Here is an 18,458-nt window from a genome sequence, read left to right as displayed (position 1 = left end):
CTCCCGTAAGCAAAATCAGCCCGGATCACGGGGGAGGCGCTGGCAGACTAGGCACATGGTGACACTGCTGCTCGACTCGACGCAGCTCGAGGTCGTGCTGTCGGTGTCGGAGCGCGCCCTGTCATTCCGCAAGGGGAATGTCGTCATCGATCGCTCGACGATCACGAAGGTGCAGCTCACCGACGACGCCTGGACGTGGCTGCGCGGCATCCCGAGCCCGGGTACGCACGTGCGCGGCGTCATCGCGATGGGCACGTGGCGCTCCGCCGGCGGCGAGGACTTCGCCGTCATCCGGCGGCACCGCCCGAGCGTCGTGATCGACCTCGACGGTCACGCCGAGTTCCAGCGGGTGATCCTCACGACCCGGCACGGGCTGGCGCTTGTTCAGGCGCTGCGCGTCGAGGTCGCCGAAGAGCCCGTGGACGTCGTCGAGATCGCGGCCGAGACCGGCAGCACGCCGGTGCCCGAGAAGAAGCCGCGCAAGCGCAAGGCGCCCGCCGCGGCGCCGGCGGTCTGACCCTTCGACAGGCTCAGGGACCGGCCCTTCGACAGGCTCAGGGACCCGGTCAGCTGATGTCGCGGCGCCAGCTGACGAGGTGCCCGAGCACGACGAACACGATGGCGTAGCCCAGCAGCACGAGACCGCCCGCCCACCACTCGAGCGCGTCCGAGGACCCGCTGCCGGTCGCGGCGATCGTGAAGACGCTCGATCCCACCAGGGCGTCGCTCGCCGCTCCGGGCAGGAACCGCGTCGCATCCGAGAGCCCGTCCACGAACGCGGCGGCCGTGCGGCCGATGGGCTCGAGGAACTGCGTGAACACCAGCACCCCGACGATCGCGCCCACCTGGTTGCGCACGAGCGCCCCGACCCCGATGCCGATGAGCGCCCAGAGCACGTAGGCCAGCAGCATCCGTCCGACCATCGCCCACGTGTCGGACGACGCGAGCTGCGTGTCGAGCCCGAACCCGGCGAGGATCGCCGCCGACACCCCGACCGACGCCAGCACGCCGATCACGCCCAGCAGCGCGCCGAGCACGATGCCGACCGCCAGCTTCGCGACGAGCACACGACCGCGCCGCGGCGTCGCGAGGAACGTCGGCGTCAGCGTCTTGTGGCGGAACTCCGCAGTCACCATGAGCGTGCCCATCAGCAGCGGGAACACGTACCCGACGGCGGTGGCGGTGCTGTAGAGCGTCGCCGGCAGCACGTCTTCGGGCAGCGCCGGAGCGCCGGTGGCCTCGCCCGGCAGCCCGCCGGTCGCCGACAGCGCGAACACGAATCCGAGCACCCCCGCGGTGAACGCGATGTATGCGAACAGCACGATCGCGAGGATCCACCAGATGCTCGTCGAGAACAGCTTCGTCGTCTCGGCGCGGGTCGCCGCGGTGAGGCTCATCGTCCGCCCCCTTCGTCGGCGCGGTCAGCGGGAGGGGTGGATGCCGCAGCCCCCGGTTCTTCGTCGGGGCCGGGGTCGTCCGGACCGGGGTCGGTCGTCTCGTCAGGGCGTTTCATGTCGCTCCGCTCGCTCAACGACCCGGCGGTGTCTTCTTCTTCTCCTGGTCGTTGAGCGGAGGGCGCTCCGGTGCCCGAGGACGAAACGTCTGTGCTGTCGGCCGGCCCAGGACCGGTCGGCTCGTGTTCCGGTTCGGAGCCGTCACCGGACTCGCCGGTGTCGAACGACGAGAAGAACGCGTCGGCCTCGACATCGGCCTCGGTCTTCACGTAGTTCTCCCACGGGCGGTCGTCGTCCGCGTCGGGAGGCTCGGGAGCCGACAGCTCGTCGTCGATCGTGCCGAGCTCTTCGACATCGGGGTCGGAGTCCTCGGGGGCATCCGTGGCCGCTTGGTCGGGGGGCACCGCCTCTGCCGCAGCCGGCGGGACGATGTCGATCACACCCGTGCTCGCCACCGCGAACCCCGCGCCGGTCGTCACCGCCGGCTCGGATGCCGCGTCGGACGCTGTGGGCTCGGCAGGCTCGGCGGGCTCGGCGATGGTTTCGGCGTCGTCGGGATCCTCCGGCTCTGCGTCGCGCTCGGCGGCCCAGGTGGCTCCGGCGGCGGCGCCCAGGGCCGCCGCGGCACCGGGTGCGCCGGTGGCTTCGGCGTCGAGCTCGGCAGCGGAGAGGGCGGACTCGCCGGCTTCACGGTCGTCGGCCTCCTGATCCTCTGCCTCGGCATGCGGCTCGGCGTCGTCGTCCTGGAGGGGGACCGTACCGCCTGCGGCGAGCGCCACTCCCGCCGCAGCGGGCGCGGCCTCCGCGGCGAGGGCCTCGGCATGCGGCTGCTCGTCAGACTCGTCGGCCTCGACGGAGGGATCAGGTGCGTCGGCGGCATCCATCGGCTCTTCGTCCGTCGTGACGACAGGCGCCATCGCGACCACCCCGCCGGCGGCGGAGGCGTGCACGCGCGTGCCGTTCACCAGGTCGAGGAACACCTCTTCGAGCGCGGGCCCGCGGCGCTGCAGCGACGACAGCGCGACGCCGGCGGCAGCCGCGGCGGCGCCGACGGCGACAGGATCGGCGCCGCGGACGGTGAGGCCCGAGCGGAGCACCTCGAACGGCAGCTCGGCGGCGGTGAGCGCGGCGGTGAGGGCGTCCCGGTCGGGTGCGTCGACGACGGTCGCGAACTCGGACGGGTCGGCGAGGTCGTCGATCGACCCCTCGAACACGAGCCGGCCGCGAGAGAGGATGAGCAGCGCGTCGACGGTCTGCTGCACCTCGGCGAGCAGGTGCGACGAGATGAGCACGGTGCGTCCCTCGGCGGCGAGCTGTCGCAGGAATCCGCGCATCCAGCGGATGCCCTCGGGATCCAGGCCGTTCGCCGGCTCGTCGAGCACCAGCACGCCCGGGTCGCCCAGCAGCGCGTAGGCCAGGCCCAGACGCTGCCGCATGCCCAGCGAGTACCCGGCGACCTTGCGGCCGCCGGCATCCCCCAGTCCCACCAGCCCGAGAACCTCGTCGACGCGCCCGCGCGGGATCCCGGCCGCCTGCGCGTAGATCGTCAGGTGAGCGGCGCCGGTGCGACCCGGGTGGAAGCTGGATGCCTCCAGCACCGCTCCGACCGTCTGCAGCGGCCGATCGAGCTCGGCGTAGCGCCGCCCGCCGATCGTCGCGTGACCGCCCGACGCGCGGACGAGCCCGAGCAGGATGCGCAGCGTCGTGGTCTTGCCGGCGCCGTTGGGCCCGAGGAATCCGGTGACGCGGCCTGGCTCGACGCGGGCGGAGAGATCCGCCACCGCGGTGACCGCGCCGAAGCGCTTGGTGACACCTGAGAACTCCAGCGACTGGCCGTCTGGCATGCCGAACCCTCTCGTCGTGTGGGCGCGAGGCCGCCGCATCGCGGCACTCCGTCCCATCCTGGCGGAAATCCGGCGTCACCGTGAGGGAAGTTGTGGCGCCCGGTAACGTTGCGCTCGTGACCGACCCCGCTGCCGCCGCCGAGCCCACCGTCCTCGTCCGTGCCCGCGCGGGCCTGGGCCGGCTGACGCTCAATCGACCGCGCGCCATCAACGCGCTCGACCTCGGCATGGTGCAGCGGATGCACCGCGCGCTGGACGCGTGGGAGCACGACCCCGACGTCGACGCGGTGCTGCTGGACGGCGCCGGCGAGCGCGGACTGTGCGCGGGCGGTGACGTGCGCGGCCTCGCCGAACAGGTCACGAGCGGGCGCGCCGAGGACGCCGGCGTGTTCTTCCGGGAGGAGTACGCGCTCAACGCGCGGATCGCCGAATACCCCAAGCCGTTCGTCGCCTTCGCCGACGGCATCACCATGGGCGGCGGCATCGGCGTCGCCGGGCACGCGTCGATCCGCGTCGTGACCGAGCGCTCGCAGCTCGCCATGCCCGAGACGCGCATCGGCTTCACCCCCGACGTCGGCGGCACGTGGCTGCTCGCCCACGCGCCCGGCCGTCTCGGCGAGTACCTCGGTCTCACCGGTGCCGTCATGGACGCGGCCGACGCGATCTACGCCGGGTTCGCCGACCACTTCGTTCCGCACGAGAATCTCGACGGCTTCCGCGATGCGCTCGAGACGCGCGCCGACCCCTCGCTGGCCGAGCTCGTGTTCCTGTTCGACGAGACCCCGCCCCGCTCGAAGCTCGAAGACGCCCGCGCGTGGATCGACGACGCATTCGACGCCGACACCGTGCCGGAGATCGTGGAGCGGCTGCGGGCCCGCCCCGAGCCCGAGGCCGCCGCCACCGCCGAGCTGCTCGGCGAGCTCTCGCCCACGGGCCTGGCCGTCACGCTCGCCGCCGTCCGCAGCGCGCGCGAGCTGCCCGGCCTCCGCGCGGCGCTGGAGCAGGAGTACGGGCTCGTGATGTGGTTCGCCACCAGCCAGCCCGACCTGGCGGAGGGCATCCGCGCGCAGGTGATCGACAAGGACCGCAGCCCTCGCTGGACCCCGCCGACCCTGGCGGACCTGCCGCCGGAGCTCGCGGCATCCGCTCTCCGCTACCGCCCCGCGATCCCCCTCTGGGGCTGACGGGGGACGATCGTGACCAGCCGGCGCCGCACGTACTCGATCGGGGTCGCCGTCGACTGGTTCTTCTTCGTCTTCGCGGGCGCCGCGGCACTGTGGCTGGCGTACCTGAGCCTCACCGAGACCTTCCACGTGGGGTGGTGGGGCATCCCGTTCTTCATCGCGTTCTGGGCGCTGCTGGCGTACCTGGTGCTGCCGCGGCTGCATCGGATCCTCACCACGATCTACGTGCCCGACTACTTCATCGGCCGCACGCGCACCAGCGACGGGCTGCTGGGCGATCCCGTCAACCTCGCGTTCCTCGGCACCGGCGAGCAGATCCAGGCCGCGCTCGCCGCGGCCGGATGGACGCGCGCCGACCCGGTGACGCTCGGCTCGTCGTGGCGGATCATCGCGTCCACGCTCACCCGCCGCAGTTACGACGAGGCCCCGGTGAGCCCGCTGTTCCTGTTCGGCCGGCAGCAGGACTTCGCCTACCAGCAGGAGGTCGCCGGCAACCCTGCGCAACGGCATCACGTGCGATTCTGGCGCTGCCCCGACGGCTGGCTGCTGCCCGGCGGGCGACGCGTCGACTGGCTCGCGGCCGGCACCTTCGACACGCGGGTCGGGCTGTCGCTGTTCACCCTGCAGGTCACCCACAAGATCGACGCCGACACCGATGTCGAGCGCGACCACATCGTGAGCACCGTGCGGACCGCCGACCCGCGCGTCGACGTCGACGTCATCGCCGACTTCGCCACGGGGTACCACGCCCGAAACGGCGGCGGCGACAGCATCCGCACCGACGGCGACCTGCCGATCGTCGACGTGCGCGCGGTGCCCGCGGGCGACGTGGACGCGGGAGCCGCGGACGGGGCGCGGCATGAGTGAGGAGAGGATGCCGGCGGCCGGGGCCGAGCCGCAGAAGCGCCCGGCGTACGAGCCGGCGGCGAGGCTGCTGCGACCGGTGCCGCACGACCCCGGCATGAAGCGCCCGGCGTCGACCGTCGCGGGAGCGGTGCTCGTGCTGTTGCGGGCGATGGCGGGGCTCCTCGTCGGCGGTGCGATCGCGGTCGCGTGGCAGGAGATCCTCGGCGACCCCGACGTGGAGCTCGCCCTCGACGGGGTCGACGTCGGCAGCGCCGATGCGCGACAGATCGCGCTGTGGATCGTGCTCGGCATCGCCGGCCTGTCGATCCTGCTCGACGTCGTCTTCGCCGTGTTCGTGCTGCGCGGCAGCAACGCGGCCCGCATCGCGGTGATGGTCATCTCGGTGCTGTCGATCTCGGCCGCGTTCTTCGCGTGGTGGGTGCAAGGGCAGGAGATCCGCGTGGACGAGACGTTCGCGTCGCTCGCGCTCGACATCCTGGTGCTGCTCGCGCTGTCGAGCCGCAGCGCCTCCGCGTACGCGCGGCGCAACGAGGCGCGCTGAGCCGCGGGCATGCAGGCTCCGCAGTCAGGCTTCGCGGGTCCCGAGCCCGGCGCGCGCGGATTGTGACTGCGGAGCGAGGCGCACGCCGGACGGGTGACGTAGCCTGAGACGGCCGCGGATGAGGTGCGGTCAGGAGGTCCGGGGGAGGATCCGTGTTCGACAGTCCGCTCTCGGCGTCTGCCTACGAGGTGCTCATCGTCGACCCCGGTGCCGATGACGAGACGCTGCGCAAGGCGTATCGGCTGCGTCTGCGCCAGACCCACCCCGACACCGGCGGCGACGCGGCGGTGTTCATCCAGGTGCAGCGCGCGTGGGAACTCGTGGGAACCCCCGAGGCTCGCGCCGCGTACGACCGCGGGCACGGCTTCGGCGAGACGGCCGCGCCGGACTACTCGGCCGGTTCGGGGGCGGGCTGGCGCCCGCCCGCGGCCCGCACCGACACGCGCCCACGGGCCCGGTCGCTCGGGCAGCCCGGCGGCTGGCGGCGCGAGCGGTACCTCGCGCTGATCCGGGAGTGGGCGGGCCGCGGCGTCACCCTCGACGACCCCTACGATCCCGCGCTGGTGCGCTCGGCGCCGGTGGCGCTGCGGCGGCTCCTGGCCGACGCGCTCGCCGAAGAGGCGACCGCGCGCATCGTCGCCGACCTCGGCATGGGGTACACCGTGTGGCACGACGTCGCCGCCGGCGGCCGCGGCGGTTCCGACGCGAAGATCGACCACATCGTGCTCGGCCCGAGCGGTCTCTACGGCGTGCTGTCGGAGGACTTCGGCGGCCCGGTGCGCCTGCGCCGAGGCGAGTTCACCGGCGACGGTGTGCCCGGCGCCCCGATCGCCGAGCTGCTCGCCAATATGCGCACGATCGCCCGGGCGGCCGGCGTGCGGTTCAGCGGCGCGATCGTCGTGCTGCCCGACGAGGACGTGCTGCAGCCGATCGACGAGATCGGCAAGGTGCGCGGCCTGCGCGTCGCGGTCGTGTCTCGCAGCGCACTCGCGACCGTGCTGCGCCGCGGCGTCACCGGCGCACGCGACATCGGCGGCAACGAGGTCTTCGACGTGCGGACGCGCCTGCAGCAGACCGTGCGCTTCGCGTAGCCGGGTCAGGCGCGGTCGCGGGCCTGTCGCAGCCAGCGCTCGATGCCCGAGATGTGCACCTGCGCGGCGGCGGTCGCGAGTTCGACGTCATGGTCGGCGATCGCATCGAGGATCGCCTGATGCTCGGCGAGCGTGCGCTCGGTCGCCCCGGCCTGCGTCAGTCCGCGCCACGCCCGCGCCCGCACCGTCTGGCTGGTGAGGCTCTCGAGCAGGCCGGCGAGGTAGCCGTTGCCGCCGAGGCGCGCGATCGCGGCGTGGAATCGCACGTCATGCGCGACGAGCGCGTCGATGTCGGTCTCGAGCGCGGCCGTCGTGAGTTCGGCCTCGAGAGCCGCCACGTCGGCGAGCTCGGCTCGCTGGGCGGCGAGCCCGGTCGCGTGCGACTCGAGCACGCGGCGGACGGCGAAGATCTCCAGCAGCGAGTCGTCGTCGTGCAGATCGACGACGAACGAGATCGCCTCGAGCAGCAGCTTCGGCTCCAGGCTGGTGACATAGGTGCCGTCACCGCGGCGCACGTCGAGCACGCGGATCACTTCGAGGGCCTTGACGGCCTCGCGCATCGAGCTGCGCGAGAGCCCGAGGCGTTCGGCGAGCTCCTTCTCGGGAGGCAGTCGCGAGCCCGGGGTCAGTTCGCCCCGGACGATCATGTCCTTGATCTTCGAGATCGCTTCGTCGGTGACGGCCACGACCCCATCGTAGACATCACCGCCGCAGACATCCGATGTCATGATGGTGCGCATGCGTGTCGTCGACAGTCACCTGCACCTGTGGGACCCTGAGCTCCTCGACTACGGGTGGCTCGAAGGCGCGCTGCTCCGATCTTTCGGGCCGTCCGAGCTCGACGGCGCGCTCGCCGCCGCCCCCGATGCCGAGTACGGCTTCGTGTTCGTCCAGGCCGACTGCGCGCCGGATCAGTCGATCGCCGAGGTCGACTGGGTTCTCTCGCAGGCATCGCGTGTCGGAGTGCGCGGAATCGTGGCGCACGCGCCGCTGGAGGATCCCGCCGCCACCGACACCCACCTCGCCGCCTACGCCGAGCGCCCGCTCACGGTCGGGGTGCGGCGGCTGCTGCAATCCGAGCCCGACGGCTTCTCGGCCGCTCCCGGGTTCCGCGCGTCGGCGGCCGCCGTGGCGGCGACCGGACTGGCGTTCGACGCGTGCGTCCGCGCACACCAGCTGCAGGACGTGATCGCGCTCGCCGATGCCGTGCCCGAGCTCAGGGTCGTGCTCGATCATCTCGGCAAGCCCGCTGTGGGGACGAGGGATGCCGCAGCCTCCGCCGCGGGAACGCCGTGGGCCGCGCAGCTCACGGCCCTCGCCGAGCGGCCGAACGTCGTGTGCAAGCTGTCGGGGCTGCCCGCCGAGTCGGCGGGCGGGTGGTCTGAGGAGCAGCTGCGGCCGTTCCTCGACGTGGCGCTGCAGGCCTTCGGGCCGGACCGTCTGCTGTTCGGCGGCGACTGGCCGGTCTCCGGTCCGTACGGCCGCTGGGCCGAGGCGGTGTCGACGTGGGCCGTCGACCGCCTGGGCGCTACCGAGGCTGTGATGGCCACGAACGCCGAGCGCGTGTACGGCCTGCGCTGACGCCGCACGCGCAGCTCGTCGCGTGGCAGGGTCCGATGGGCGGGTTGCGGCGTTTCGTCTCGCTCCGCTCGCTCAACGACCAATTCTTGGTCGTTGAGCGGAGCGAGGAACGAGCGAAGACGAAACGTGGTGAGCCGCTCTCGAGAACCCGGTATGCGGACGTCTGGGGTCAGCTGCCCAGGGGGCGGAGCCGCAGGGCGGCCATGCCGCCGTCGACCTCGATGAAGGTGCCCGTCGTCGAACCCGATCGCGGGCTGACGAGGTACAGGACGGCACCCGCGACCTCGTCGGGCGACACCAGGCGGCCGTGGGGCTGACGGGCCTCGAGCGCGGCGCGCTCGGCGGCGGGGTCCGGGGCGGAATCCAGCAGGCGCCCGACCCACGGGGTGTCGGCGGTCCCCGGGTTGACGGCGTTGACGCGGATGCCCTCGCGCAGGTGGTCGGCGGCCATCGCGCGGGTCAGCGACAGCACCGCGCCCTTCGACGCGCTATACAGCGCCCGCTGCGGAAGACCCGCCGTCGCGGCGATCGACGACGTGTTGCAGATGGCCGCCGCGGGCGACCGCCGCAGCCACGGCAGCGCGGCCGCGGTCACACGGGCGATGCCCGTCACGTTGATCGACAGCACGCGGGCCCACTCGTCGTCGTCGTTCGCGGCGATGTCGCCCTGCGCGCCGATGCCGGCGTTGTTCACGAGGATGTCGATGCGGCCGAAGCGCTCCGCGACCGCTGTGACGGCGGCATCCACCTGTTCCCGCGACGAGACGTCCGCAGGGAACGCGGCGAAGCGCGGGTCGGCCCCCGACGGGTCGCGGTCGAGCACGGCGACCTGCGCGCCCTCGTCGGCGAGGGCATGGGCGACGGCCGCGCCGATGCCCGAGGCGCCGCCCGTGACGACGGCGACGAGTCCGTCCAGCTGCGCGGTCATCGCGAGGCCTCCCATGCGACGAACTCCTGGCGCTGTGCGCCGAGCCCTTCGATCTCGATGTCGACGACATCGCCCGGCGACAGGTACGGGAAGCGGCCCGACAGCGCGACCCCCTGCGGGGTGCCGGTCAGCACGAGGTCGCCCGGCTCGAGCGTGAGGAACTGCGACAGGTGCCACACGATGTGGTCGACGGGGAAGATCATGTCGGCCGTCGACGAGTCCTGCCGGGGCTCGCCGTTGACGTGGCTGCGCAGCCGCAGCGCCTGCGGATCCACCTCGTCGGGCGTCACCAGCCAGGGGCCCGTCGGATTGAAGCCGGGGGCGCACTTGCCCTTGGACCACTGGCCCCCCGACACCTCGAGCTGGAACGTGCGCTCCGACAGATCGTTCGCGGTGACGTATCCGGCGATATGCGCGGCGGCGTCCGCGGGCGAGTCGAGGTACGACGCCCGGCGGCCGATCACGACGCCGAGCTCGACCTCCCAGTCGGTCTTCTCGCTGCCGCGGGGGATCGTGACGGTGTCGTTCGGCCCGACGACCGTGTTGGGGGTCTTCAGGAACATGACGGGCACGGGCGGCGGGGCGGAGCCCGACTCGGCGGCGTGCGCGGCGTAGTTCATGCCGATGCACACGACCGCGCTCGGCCGCGCGATGGGGGCGCCGATGCGCAGCCCGTCGGCCTCCGCGAGCTCGGGCAGCTCGCCGGCCGCGAGAGCGGCGGCGGTGCGGCCGATGGGGTCGCCGGCGAGGAAGTCGCCGTCGATGTCGGCGGTGAGGGGGCGCAGGTCGAGGCAGCGGTCCCCGTCGAGGACGACGGGGATCTCGTGACCGGGGTCGCCGAGGCGCGCGAACTTCATTGGTCTCCTGGTGGTTCCGGGGCGGACGCGAGCGTGGAGGTCGTGACCGCGGGCGGGGCAAGGGGCGTGATTGACAGTATAGACATCCGATGTTTAACTGCGGGAGTTCGAATCTCGGACCCGAAACCCCTGCAGGAGACCCCATCGTGAGCCGAATCGTCGCGTTCGAGACGACAGACATCCGATTCCCGACATCGCTGAGCCTGGACGGCTCCGACGCGATGAACCCCGATCCCGACTACTCGGCCGCATACCTGCGGATCGTGACCGACGCCGACGACGCCATCGACGGCCACGCCTTCGTGTTCACCATCGGGCGCGGCAACGATGTGCAGGTGGCGGCGCTCGACGCGCTCTCGGCGCATCTCGTCGGGCGCGAGGTCGAGGCGCTGCTCGACGACCTGGGTGCGACCAACCGGGAGCTCATCGGCGACTCGCAGCTGCGCTGGCTCGGCCCCGAGAAGGGCGTGATGCACATGGCGATCGGTGCCGTCGTCAACGCCCTGTGGGACCTCAAGGCCAAGCGCGCGGGACTGCCGCTGTGGCAGCTGCTGTCGCGCATGACGCCCGAGCAGCTCGTGGCCCTCGTCGACTTCCGCTACCTCACCGACGCGCTGACGCCCGACGACGCCCTCGCGATCCTGCGCGCGGCCGAGCCCGGTCGTGCGCAGCGCGAGGAGGAGCTGCTGGCGACCGGATACCCGGCGTACACGACGAGCCCGGGCTGGCTCGGCTACTCCGACGAGAAGCTCGCACGGCTGTGCCGCGAGGCCATCGCCGACGGCTTCGGGCAGATCAAGCTCAAGGTCGGCGCCGACCTCGACGACGACATCCGCCGACTGCGCATCGCCCGCGAGACGTGCGGCGAGGGGTTCCCGATCGCGATCGACGCGAACCAGCGCTGGGACGTCCCTGACGCGATCGCCTGGGTCACCGCGCTCGCCGGGTTCGACCTCGCGTGGATCGAGGAGCCCACGAGCCCCGACGACGTGCTCGGTCATGCCGCGATCGCGCGCGGAGTCTCGCCGGTGCGCGTCGCGACCGGCGAGCACGCGCAGAACCGCGTGATCTTCAAGCAGCTGCTGCAGGCCGGCGCGATCGACGTCATGCAGATCGACGCCGCGCGCGTGGGCGGGGTGAACGAGAACATCGCCAACCTGCTGCTGGCCGCGAAGTTCGGCGTGCCGGTGTGCCCGCATGCCGGGGGAGTGGGGCTGTGCGAGGCCGTGCAGCACCTGTCGATGTTCGACTTCGTGGCGGTCAGCGGCAGCCGCGAGGGCCGCATGATCGAGTACGTCGATCACCTGCACGAGCACTTCGTCGTGCCGACCGAGGTGCGCGGCGGCGTCTACCTGCCGCCGCTCGCGCCGGGAGCGGGCATGGAGATGAAGGCCGAGAGCCGCGTCGCGTACACCTTCGGAGCGATGGATGCTGCACTCTGAGCCTGTCCATCGCCCGCTGCCCGCGCTGACACGCCTGGGGTACGGTGCCGCGAACGTCGGCAACCTGTTCCGCGAGCTCACGGACGATCAGGCGTGGGCGATCCTCGATGCGGCCTGGGACGCCGGCATCCGGTACTTCGACACCGCGCCGCACTACGGGCTGGGTCTGTCGGAGCGACGCCTGGGCGCGTTCCTGCAGACCAAGCCCCGCGACGAGTTCGTGATCTCGACGAAGGCCGGCCGCCTGCTGCGACCGAACCCCGACCACGACGGCGGGCTGGACCTCGCCGCCGACTTCCATGTGCCGACGACCCTGCGTCGCGAGTGGGACTTCTCGGCCGCCGGCATCCGCGCGAGCCTCGACGAGTCGCTCGATCGACTGGGACTCGACCGCGTCGACATCCTGTACCTGCACGATCCCGAGCGGCACGATCTCGACCTGGCCCTGCGCGAGGGGTTCCCCGCGCTGCAGCAGCTGCGCGAGGACGGAGCAGTGGATGCCGTCGGCATCGGCTCGATGGTGTCGTCGGCGCTTGCGGCGGCCGTCGACAGCGCCGACCTCGACCTCATCATGGTCGCGGGGCGGTACACGCTGCTGGAGCAGTCGGCGACCGACGAGGTGCTGCCGGCCTGCCGTGCGCACGGGACCGGGGTCGTGACGGCATCCATCTTCAATTCCGGGCTGCTCGCGAAGGACGAGCCGTCGCGTGACGACCGCTACGAGTACGGACGGATCCCCGACGAACTGTGGGAGCGCCTGGAGCGCATCGTCGCGGTCTGCCGTGCCCACGGCGTCGCGCTGCCCGCCGCCGCGGTGCAGTTCACGCTGCGCGAGCCGGCGGTGCGCTCGGTCGTGGTCGGCGGCAGCCGCCCCGAGCAGCTGCGCCGCAACGCCGAGCTCATGGCCGTCGACATCCCCGAGGCCCTTTGGGTCGAGCTGGCCGCGGAGGCCCTGATCCGCTGACCCCCGGCATCCCGACCCCACCTCTTTGCAGTTCATCCGTCACAGATGTACGCGAGAACCGCCTCCCGGCGTACATCTGTGACGAATGAACCAGAGAGAAGGGGAGGGAGAGGATGCCGGGCGCCCGGCATCCGGTCAGTCGTTGAGGCCGAAGAGATCGAGCGGGTGGGTCAGGCGCCACCACGGCGACGGGTCCGAGACGTCGGCCGCGAGCGTGAGGTCCACCGTCGTGTCGTCGAGGGAGCCGGTGACCTGCAGCCTGCCGACGGTGTCGCCTTCGGCGCGGGCATCGCCGAGGTCGAAGGTCGTCGTGGCGGTGCCGACGCCGCCGTTCCAGAGGATCACCGACGCGTCGCCCGACGAGACGACGTCGACCTTGTCGCCCCAGCGGGTCTCGACGATGCCGGCGACGGTTCCCGCCGCGACCGAGGGTCTGAGCTGCAGCTCCTGCTCGAGCTGTGCGTAGATGGCGCGCGAGGCGGCCAGACGCGCGTCGTCGTCGGGCTGGCCGAGCACGGACGCGTACAGCCGCACGGTGGTGTCGCCGATCGTGACGTCCTTGGCCGAGAGCAGGTTCCAGGCGTCGAGCGTGCCGGTCTTGATGCCGACGACACCGGGGTCGGCGAGCAGCTCGTTCGTGTTCTCGACCGTCCCGGCGCCGGGCAGGACGACGGACTTCTGCGCGACGATCTCGGCGATCACCGGGTTCTCGAGCGCCTTCTGCGCCAGCGGGATGAGTGATTCCGCGCTCGCCCGGTTGCGCTTGTCGATGCCGGTGGGCTCGTAGAGCGTGATGCCGGGGACGCCGTGGTCGGTGAGCCACTTGTTCGCCGCGGACGCGTAGACCGCGTCGGACGGGAACAGATCCTGCGCGAGACGGTCGGCGTAGTTGCCGGCCGAGCCGATCAGCATGCCCTGCAGCATCTGGTACTCGCTGAGCGAGCCGCCCACCGGCACATCGAGCGCCGACTCGCCGTTGCGCAGGTACTGCCAGTATGCGCTGCTGTCGGCCGACGTGAAGCGGTACGACGGGCCCTGCTCGCCCACGGCGAGGGGCAGCTCGTCGAGCACGACGAGCGCGGTGACGACCTTGGTGATGCTCGCGATCGCGTCGGCGTCCGGCGTCGAGGCCAGCGTCCCGATGCCTTCGACGGCCTCGGCCGCGCTGCCCTCGGCGGGCCACGCCGGCACGGCGGCGGGCGCGGCGACCGGCTGCGCCTGGATCGGGGTGATGGTCGGCTCGACGGCGTTCAACGGCCACAGCAGCGTGGTGCCCGCGTACGCCGCGAGCACGCCCGCGATCGCGAGCGTCGGCACGATCACACCCGCGCGCAGCGGCGAGCGGCGGGGGGCGTCGGCCAGCAGATCGGTCTCCACCGCGATGTACGGCGTCGCCGCAGCCGCGAGATCCCCCGGGGCGCCCACGCGACCGACGGTCGCGGGGTCCACCCACGACAGCGCCGTGCCGTCCGAGGGGAGCGGTGCCACGGGAGCCGATGCTGCGTCCGGCGCGGTGACGAGCAGGGCGTCGGTGTCGACGGGGCCGAGATCCAGATCGTCCAGCGGGACGGTCTCGCCCGCGAGCCCGTCCTCGGCTGCGTCGGGTGTGGCAGCGGGAACGGGGGATGCTGCACCGGGCGCCGCATCCGTCGTCGCTGCCGGCGGTGCGAACATCGGCAGGGCGGACGAGGCCGTCGCCTCCCCGAGCGGCGCTGTGGCGATCGAGGTCGGAACGGCGGCCGTGTCGACGGGCACGGTGCTGGTGGTGCGCGGGGCAGACGCCGCCGCACCGGCGGACGGCGCGGTGAGCGCGCCCTCGGGGGCCGTCATCACCTCGCCCGTGCGCACGCGACGCTCACGGCGCGAGGGCGCAGGGGCGTCGTCCGGAGTCACCCGCCAACGATACCTTGACCGGCCGGCGGTATACTCTTCGGCACAACCACGGGAGTCCGGTGAGCCGGGCTGAGAGGAAGCGACCCACGCTTCGACCGTCGAACCTGATCCGGATCATGCCGGCGCAGGGAGGAGTACACATGCACGCGTCCACATCCGCTTCCGCATCGGTCGCGGCGGCAGCCGCAGGCTCGCGCAGCCTTCGCTGGCGTGTCGTCGACATCGTCGTCGCCGCCGTCCTCGGCGTCGCGGTCGGCCTGGTCTTCTGGGCCTGGAACACCATCGGCGGCACCTGGTTCGTCGCGATGGACGGCCTCACCCCCGGCCTCGGCGGCATCGCCGTCGGCATCTGGCTCATCGGCGGAGTCATCGGCGGGCTCGTGATCCGCAAGCCCGGCGCCGCCCTGCTGGTCGAGGTCATCGCCGCGCTCGTGTCGATGCTCATCGGCAACGTCTGGGGCGTCTCGACCGTCCTGTCGGGGCTGGTGCAGGGCCTGGGGGCCGAGATCGTGTTCGCCGCGTTCCTGTACCGGCGCTTCACGCTGCCGGTCGCGATGCTCGCCGGGGTCGGCGCCGGCGTCGGCGCGTGGGTGTTCGAGCTCTTCTACGGCAGCTCGCCCAACATCCTGAAGACCGTCGAGTTCAACGTCATCTACCTCGTCTCGCTCATCGTGTCGGGCGCCCTCCTCGCCGGTCTCGTCGGGTGGCTCGCCGTGCGTGCGCTGGCCGCGACGGGCGCGCTCAGCCGCTTCGCCGCCGGACGCGAAGCGCGACGCGAGGTCTGACGTGTCGGCGGTGCCGTCCGCCGGGACCGCACGGTCGGCGTCCGCCGCTCCCGCCCGGCCCGGCCGCATCACGGCCGAGGGGTGGGGCTGGCGCTACGCCGGCCGCCGGGCGCCCGCCGTGCGAGACGTGTCGTTCACGATCGAGCCCGGGCAGCGGGTGCTGCTGCTCGGCGCCTCGGGCGCGGGCAAGTCGACGCTGCTCGCCGGCATCGCGGGGCTGCTCGGCGGCGCCGACGAGGGCGACCAGACCGGCACGCTGCTGATCGACGGCGTCCGCCCCGAGCAGCAGCGCGGCCGCGTCGGCCTCGTGCTGCAGGACCCCGACGCCGGCGTCGTGCTGTCGAAGGTGGGTGACGACGTCGCCTTCGGGTGCGAGAACCTCGGCGTCCCCGTCGCCGACATCCCGGCGCGGGTTGCCGAGGCGCTCGAAGCCGTCGGGCTCGACGTGCCGCTGGGCCGTGCGACCAAGGCGCTCTCGGGCGGGCAGAAGCAGCGACTGGCGCTGGCCGGCGTCCTCGCGATGCGGCCCGGGGTGCTGCTGCTCGACGAGCCCACCGCCAACCTCGACCCCGAGGGGGTGCTCGAGGTGCGCGCGGCCGTCGAGCACGTCGTCGCCTCCAGCGGCGCCACGCTCGTCGTGATCGAGCACCGCACCGCGGTGTGGGCCGACCTCATGGACCGCGTCATCGTCGTGGGCGCCGACGGCGGCCTGATCGCCGACGGCCGACCCGACGACGTGTTCGCCCGCGTCGGCCGCGAGCTCGCCGACGCCGGGGTGTGGGTGCCGGGCCACCCTATCGACCTGCCGATGGTCGCCCCCGCCCCGGACCCGCCGAATGCCGCGCTGGCGGCATCCGCTCTCTCGATCTCGCGCGACGGACGCGCGATCGTGCGCGCCGGGCTCGACCTGCACGTGCCCCGTGGGGCGGCCACCGGCATCGTCGGACCCAACGGCGCGGGCAAATCGACGCTCGCGCTCACGCTGGCGGGTCTGCTGCCCGAGGCGTCCGGCGAGGTGCGCGCGGCTCCGGAGCTCGCGGGGCGGTCGGGGCGTCGACCGTCGCGCTGGACGTCGCGCGAGCTGCTGACGCGGATCGGCACGGTGTTCCAGGAGCCCGAGCACCAGTTCCTCGCCTCGACCGTGCGCGACGAGCTCGCGATCGGGCCGCGGTCGCGCGGCGTGCCCGCGGCCGCCGTCGACACGATCGTCGACGAGCTGCTCGAGCGTCTGCACCTGGCGCCGCTGGCCCTCGCCAACCCCTTCACGCTCTCGGGCGGGCAGAAGCGGCGGCTGTCGGTCGCGACCGTGCTCGCCGACGCGCCGCCGGTCATCGTGCTCGACGAGCCGACGTTCGGGCAGGACCGTCGCGGATGGGTCGAGCTCGTCGCGCTGCTGCAGTCCGAGATCGCGGCCGGCACGACGGTGGTCGCGGTCACCCACGACGACGACGTGCTGCGGCACCTCGGCGCCCACCGCATCGACCTGGGGGCGTCATGACCGCGCTCGTCGCCGACGCCCCGGCGGCCGACACCCGCGCCGCGTGGCTCGACGGCGTCAACCCCGTCACCAAGGTGGTGCTGGCCCTGCTGCTGTCGGTGCCGCTGTTCGCCTCGATCGACATCACGAGCGCGCTGGCCGCGATCGTGCTGCAGCTCGCGTGCCTGCCGCTCACCGGACTGCGCGTCGCGACCCTTCTGAAGCGGATGCTGCCGATCGTGGTCTTCGCCCCGGTCGCGGGCGTCAGCATGCTGCTGTATGCCGAGCCGGGCGGCCGCGTCTACTGGTCGTTCTGGTACGCGACCGTCAGCGACGACTCGATCGCGCTCGCGATCGCGGTGTGCCTGCGCGTCATCGCGCTGGGGCTCCCGACGATCCTGCTGTTCGGCCGCACCGACCCGACCGAGCTCGCCGACGCGCTGGCGCAGGTCGCCCGGCTGCCGTCGCGGTTCGTGCTCGGCGTGCTGGCCGGCACCCGCACGCTCGGCCTGTTCCTCGACGACTGGCGCAGCATGGGACTCGCCCGCCGCGCACGGGGTGTGGGCGACACCGGTGCGGTGCGCCGCTTCTTCTCGATGGCGTTCGTGCTGCTCGTGTTCGCGGTGCGCCGCGGCACGAAGCTCGCCACCGCGATGGAGGCCCGCGGCTTCGGCTCCGGCATCCCGCGGACCTGGTCGCGGCCGTCGCGACTGCACGCGCGCGACGCCGTCGCGCTGCTCGGCGGCGTGGTCATCATGGCCCTCGCCATCGGGGCGGCCGTGGCGCTGGGGACGTTCCGCTTCGTCTGGTCGTGACGGGGGTCAGGTCGCGTTCCAGAGGTCCCGGTAGTAGGCGAGGCGCTCGCGGTCGGGCTCGACGCCGTACGCGGCGATGAGCGCGTCCTCCCAGCCTTCGCCGTAGTTCCAGAGGGTGGACATCGACGCGACGGCGATGTCGGCCCACCGGTCGCCGACGCCCAGGGCGCCGAGGTCGACGTGCCCGCTCCACCGGCCGCCCTCGCCGATCAGCGTGTTCGGCATGCAGGCGTCGCCGTGGCACACCACGAGCCGGTCCACGGGCGGGGGCTCGCGCAGCGCGTCCGGGATGCGGATGCCGCGACGAGCCGCATTCGCGATCCGTCGGGGCACCGTCCACTCGAACGGGCACTCCGAGACCGGCAGCGCCTCGTGCAGCGCCCGCAGGCCCTCGCCGACGGCGCGGACCGCGGTGGCGGCATCCTCGCGGAACGCCGGATCGACGGCGGAGCGCCCCGCGATCGACGCGGTCACGATCCACTCATGAGTGTCATCGCCGCCGATGTCGAGGACGCGGGGGACCGCGATGTACGCGGCCGCCCATTCCAGGCGCTCGGCCTCCGCGGCGAACGACGTCTCGAGCGTGCGCGGTGTGTGCTTGATGTACCGGCCGTCATCGGTGCGGAAGGTCAGGCCGCCGTCCTCGTTGTGCCACACCGGCACCAGCGCGGCACCGCGCGCGAGCTCGCGCACCTTCGCGGGGACGACGATGTCGGAGGTCGGGATCGACATGCG

18 protein-coding genes and 1 riboswitch are annotated in these 18,458 nt (G+C 72.8%); of the genes, 11 read left to right on the top strand and 7 right to left on the bottom strand.

The annotated features are described in order from the left end of the window. Positions 1-55: 55 nt before the first annotated feature. Complete coding sequence (locus IF188_RS10755; protein ID WP_191171806.1) at positions 56-517, top strand: hypothetical protein; 462 nt, start codon at positions 56-58, stop codon at positions 515-517. 49 nt (positions 518-566) lie between these two features. Here IF188_RS10755 and IF188_RS10750 read toward each other — a convergent pair whose 3' ends face one another. Together IF188_RS10750 and IF188_RS10745 are read right to left on the bottom strand one after the other, a co-directional pair. Then, on the bottom strand, positions 567-1,397 hold the full coding sequence (locus tag IF188_RS10750) for an ABC-2 transporter permease (RefSeq protein ID WP_191171805.1): 831 nt from the start codon (positions 1,395-1,397) through the stop codon (positions 567-569). Beyond that, complete coding sequence (locus IF188_RS10745; RefSeq protein ID WP_191171804.1) at positions 1,394-3,298, bottom strand: ATP-binding cassette domain-containing protein; 1,905 nt, start codon at positions 3,296-3,298, stop codon at positions 1,394-1,396. The genes IF188_RS10750 and IF188_RS10745 overlap by 4 nt, the downstream gene beginning before the upstream one ends. 116 nt (positions 3,299-3,414) lie before the next feature. Between IF188_RS10745 and IF188_RS10740 the strand changes: the two genes are divergently transcribed. The 4 genes from IF188_RS10740 (at position 3,415) to IF188_RS10725 (ending at position 6,981) form a co-directional block, all read left to right on the top strand. Then, the gene (locus IF188_RS10740; protein WP_191171803.1) at positions 3,415-4,482 is read left to right on the top strand and encodes an enoyl-CoA hydratase/isomerase family protein; all 1,068 of its coding nucleotides are present in this window, start codon (positions 3,415-3,417) and stop codon (positions 4,480-4,482) included. A 12-nt stretch (positions 4,483-4,494) separates the two neighbouring features. Further along, complete coding sequence (locus IF188_RS10735) at positions 4,495-5,349, top strand: LssY C-terminal domain-containing protein (protein ID WP_191171802.1); 855 nt, start codon at positions 4,495-4,497, stop codon at positions 5,347-5,349. Then, on the top strand, positions 5,342-5,890 hold the full coding sequence (locus IF188_RS10730; RefSeq protein ID WP_191171801.1) for a hypothetical protein: 549 nt from the start codon (positions 5,342-5,344) through the stop codon (positions 5,888-5,890). The genes IF188_RS10735 and IF188_RS10730 overlap by 8 nt, the downstream gene beginning before the upstream one ends. 152 nt (positions 5,891-6,042) lie before the next feature. Then, complete coding sequence (locus IF188_RS10725) at positions 6,043-6,981, top strand: J domain-containing protein (protein WP_191171800.1); 939 nt, start codon at positions 6,043-6,045, stop codon at positions 6,979-6,981. Between the two features lie 5 nt (positions 6,982-6,986). On the opposite strand, the gene IF188_RS10720 is transcribed toward IF188_RS10725, so the two are convergent. Continuing rightward, on the bottom strand, positions 6,987-7,667 hold the full coding sequence (locus tag IF188_RS10720) for a FadR/GntR family transcriptional regulator (RefSeq protein ID WP_191171799.1): 681 nt from the start codon (positions 7,665-7,667) through the stop codon (positions 6,987-6,989). A 52-nt stretch (positions 7,668-7,719) separates the two neighbouring features. Between IF188_RS10720 and IF188_RS10715 the strand changes: the two genes are divergently transcribed. Beyond that, positions 7,720-8,562: an amidohydrolase family protein gene (locus IF188_RS10715; RefSeq protein WP_191171798.1), complete on the top strand. Its 843-nt coding sequence runs from the start codon at positions 7,720-7,722 to the stop codon at positions 8,560-8,562. Positions 8,563-8,731: 169 nt separating this feature from the next. On the opposite strand, the gene IF188_RS10710 is transcribed toward IF188_RS10715, so the two are convergent. Both IF188_RS10710 and IF188_RS10705 read right to left on the bottom strand, forming a co-directional pair. After that, positions 8,732-9,490, bottom strand: a complete 759-nt coding sequence (locus tag IF188_RS10710) for an SDR family NAD(P)-dependent oxidoreductase (RefSeq protein WP_191171797.1) — start codon at positions 9,488-9,490, stop codon at positions 8,732-8,734. Continuing rightward, positions 9,487-10,347, bottom strand: a complete 861-nt coding sequence (locus tag IF188_RS10705; protein ID WP_191171796.1) for a fumarylacetoacetate hydrolase family protein — start codon at positions 10,345-10,347, stop codon at positions 9,487-9,489. Before IF188_RS10705 ends, IF188_RS10710 begins: the two co-directional genes overlap by 4 nt. 146 nt (positions 10,348-10,493) lie before the next feature. Between IF188_RS10705 and IF188_RS10700 the strand changes: the two genes are divergently transcribed. Further along, positions 10,494-11,789, top strand: a complete 1,296-nt coding sequence (locus IF188_RS10700) for an L-fuconate dehydratase (RefSeq protein WP_191171795.1) — start codon at positions 10,494-10,496, stop codon at positions 11,787-11,789. Next, a complete protein-coding gene (locus IF188_RS10695) occupies positions 11,776-12,753 on the top strand; it encodes an aldo/keto reductase (RefSeq protein ID WP_191171794.1) in 978 nt (325 codons plus the stop codon). Before IF188_RS10700 ends, IF188_RS10695 begins: the two co-directional genes overlap by 14 nt. A gap of 135 nt (positions 12,754-12,888) precedes the next feature. On the opposite strand, the gene IF188_RS10690 is transcribed toward IF188_RS10695, so the two are convergent. Then, the gene (locus tag IF188_RS10690; RefSeq protein WP_191171793.1) at positions 12,889-14,646 is read right to left on the bottom strand and encodes a D-alanyl-D-alanine carboxypeptidase family protein; all 1,758 of its coding nucleotides are present in this window, start codon (positions 14,644-14,646) and stop codon (positions 12,889-12,891) included. Positions 14,647-14,684: 38 nt separating this feature from the next. Beyond that, positions 14,685-14,794: riboswitch (TPP riboswitch) on the top strand. Here IF188_RS10690 and IF188_RS10685 point away from each other — a divergent pair. The 3 genes from IF188_RS10685 (at position 14,787) to IF188_RS10675 (ending at position 17,723) form a co-directional block, all read left to right on the top strand. Continuing rightward, complete coding sequence (locus tag IF188_RS10685; RefSeq protein WP_191171792.1) at positions 14,787-15,431, top strand: ECF transporter S component; 645 nt, start codon at positions 14,787-14,789, stop codon at positions 15,429-15,431. Its footprint overlaps the riboswitch before it by 8 nt. Positions 15,432-15,441: 10 nt before the next feature. Then, positions 15,442-16,929, top strand: coding sequence for an ABC transporter ATP-binding protein (locus IF188_RS10680; RefSeq protein ID WP_191171791.1), 1,488 nt, complete (start codon positions 15,442-15,444; stop codon positions 16,927-16,929). Then, the gene (locus tag IF188_RS10675; protein WP_191171790.1) at positions 16,926-17,723 is read left to right on the top strand and encodes an energy-coupling factor transporter transmembrane component T family protein; all 798 of its coding nucleotides are present in this window, start codon (positions 16,926-16,928) and stop codon (positions 17,721-17,723) included. Before IF188_RS10680 ends, IF188_RS10675 begins: the two co-directional genes overlap by 4 nt. 6 nt (positions 17,724-17,729) lie before the next feature. Here the strand turns inward: IF188_RS10675 and IF188_RS10670 are convergent, their stop codons facing one another. Then, positions 17,730-18,455: an aminoglycoside 3'-phosphotransferase gene (locus IF188_RS10670; protein WP_191171789.1), complete on the bottom strand. Its 726-nt coding sequence runs from the start codon at positions 18,453-18,455 to the stop codon at positions 17,730-17,732. Between the last annotated feature and the right edge of the window lie 3 nt (positions 18,456-18,458).

The organism is Microbacterium helvum (assembly GCF_014779795.1).
GTDB lineage: Bacteria > Actinomycetota > Actinomycetes > Actinomycetales > Microbacteriaceae > Microbacterium > Microbacterium helvum.
This window is presented reverse-complemented; position numbering and strand designations above follow the sequence as displayed.

Excerpts from the sequence above, each read along its gene's own strand:
- IF188_RS10695 (WP_191171794.1), top strand. The coding sequence starts at position 11,776 with ATGCTGCACTCTGAGCCTGTCCATCGCCCGCTGCCCGCGCTGACACGC.
- IF188_RS10675 (WP_191171790.1), top strand. The coding sequence starts at position 16,926 with ATGACCGCGCTCGTCGCCGACGCCCCGGCGGCCGACACCCGCGCCGCG.
- IF188_RS10710 (WP_191171797.1), bottom strand. The coding sequence starts at position 9,490 with ATGACCGCGCAGCTGGACGGACTCGTCGCCGTCGTCACGGGCGGCGCC.
- IF188_RS10730 (WP_191171801.1), top strand. The coding sequence starts at position 5,342 with ATGAGTGAGGAGAGGATGCCGGCGGCCGGGGCCGAGCCGCAGAAGCGC.
- IF188_RS10715 (WP_191171798.1), top strand. The coding sequence starts at position 7,720 with ATGCGTGTCGTCGACAGTCACCTGCACCTGTGGGACCCTGAGCTCCTC.
- IF188_RS10750 (WP_191171805.1), bottom strand. The coding sequence starts at position 1,397 with ATGAGCCTCACCGCGGCGACCCGCGCCGAGACGACGAAGCTGTTCTCG.
- IF188_RS10670 (WP_191171789.1), bottom strand. The coding sequence starts at position 18,455 with ATGTCGATCCCGACCTCCGACATCGTCGTCCCCGCGAAGGTGCGCGAG.
- IF188_RS10705 (WP_191171796.1), bottom strand. The coding sequence starts at position 10,347 with ATGAAGTTCGCGCGCCTCGGCGACCCCGGTCACGAGATCCCCGTCGTC.
- IF188_RS10685 (WP_191171792.1), top strand. The coding sequence starts at position 14,787 with ATGCACGCGTCCACATCCGCTTCCGCATCGGTCGCGGCGGCAGCCGCA.
- IF188_RS10755 (WP_191171806.1), top strand. The coding sequence starts at position 56 with ATGGTGACACTGCTGCTCGACTCGACGCAGCTCGAGGTCGTGCTGTCG.
- IF188_RS10745 (WP_191171804.1), bottom strand. The coding sequence starts at position 3,298 with ATGCCAGACGGCCAGTCGCTGGAGTTCTCAGGTGTCACCAAGCGCTTC.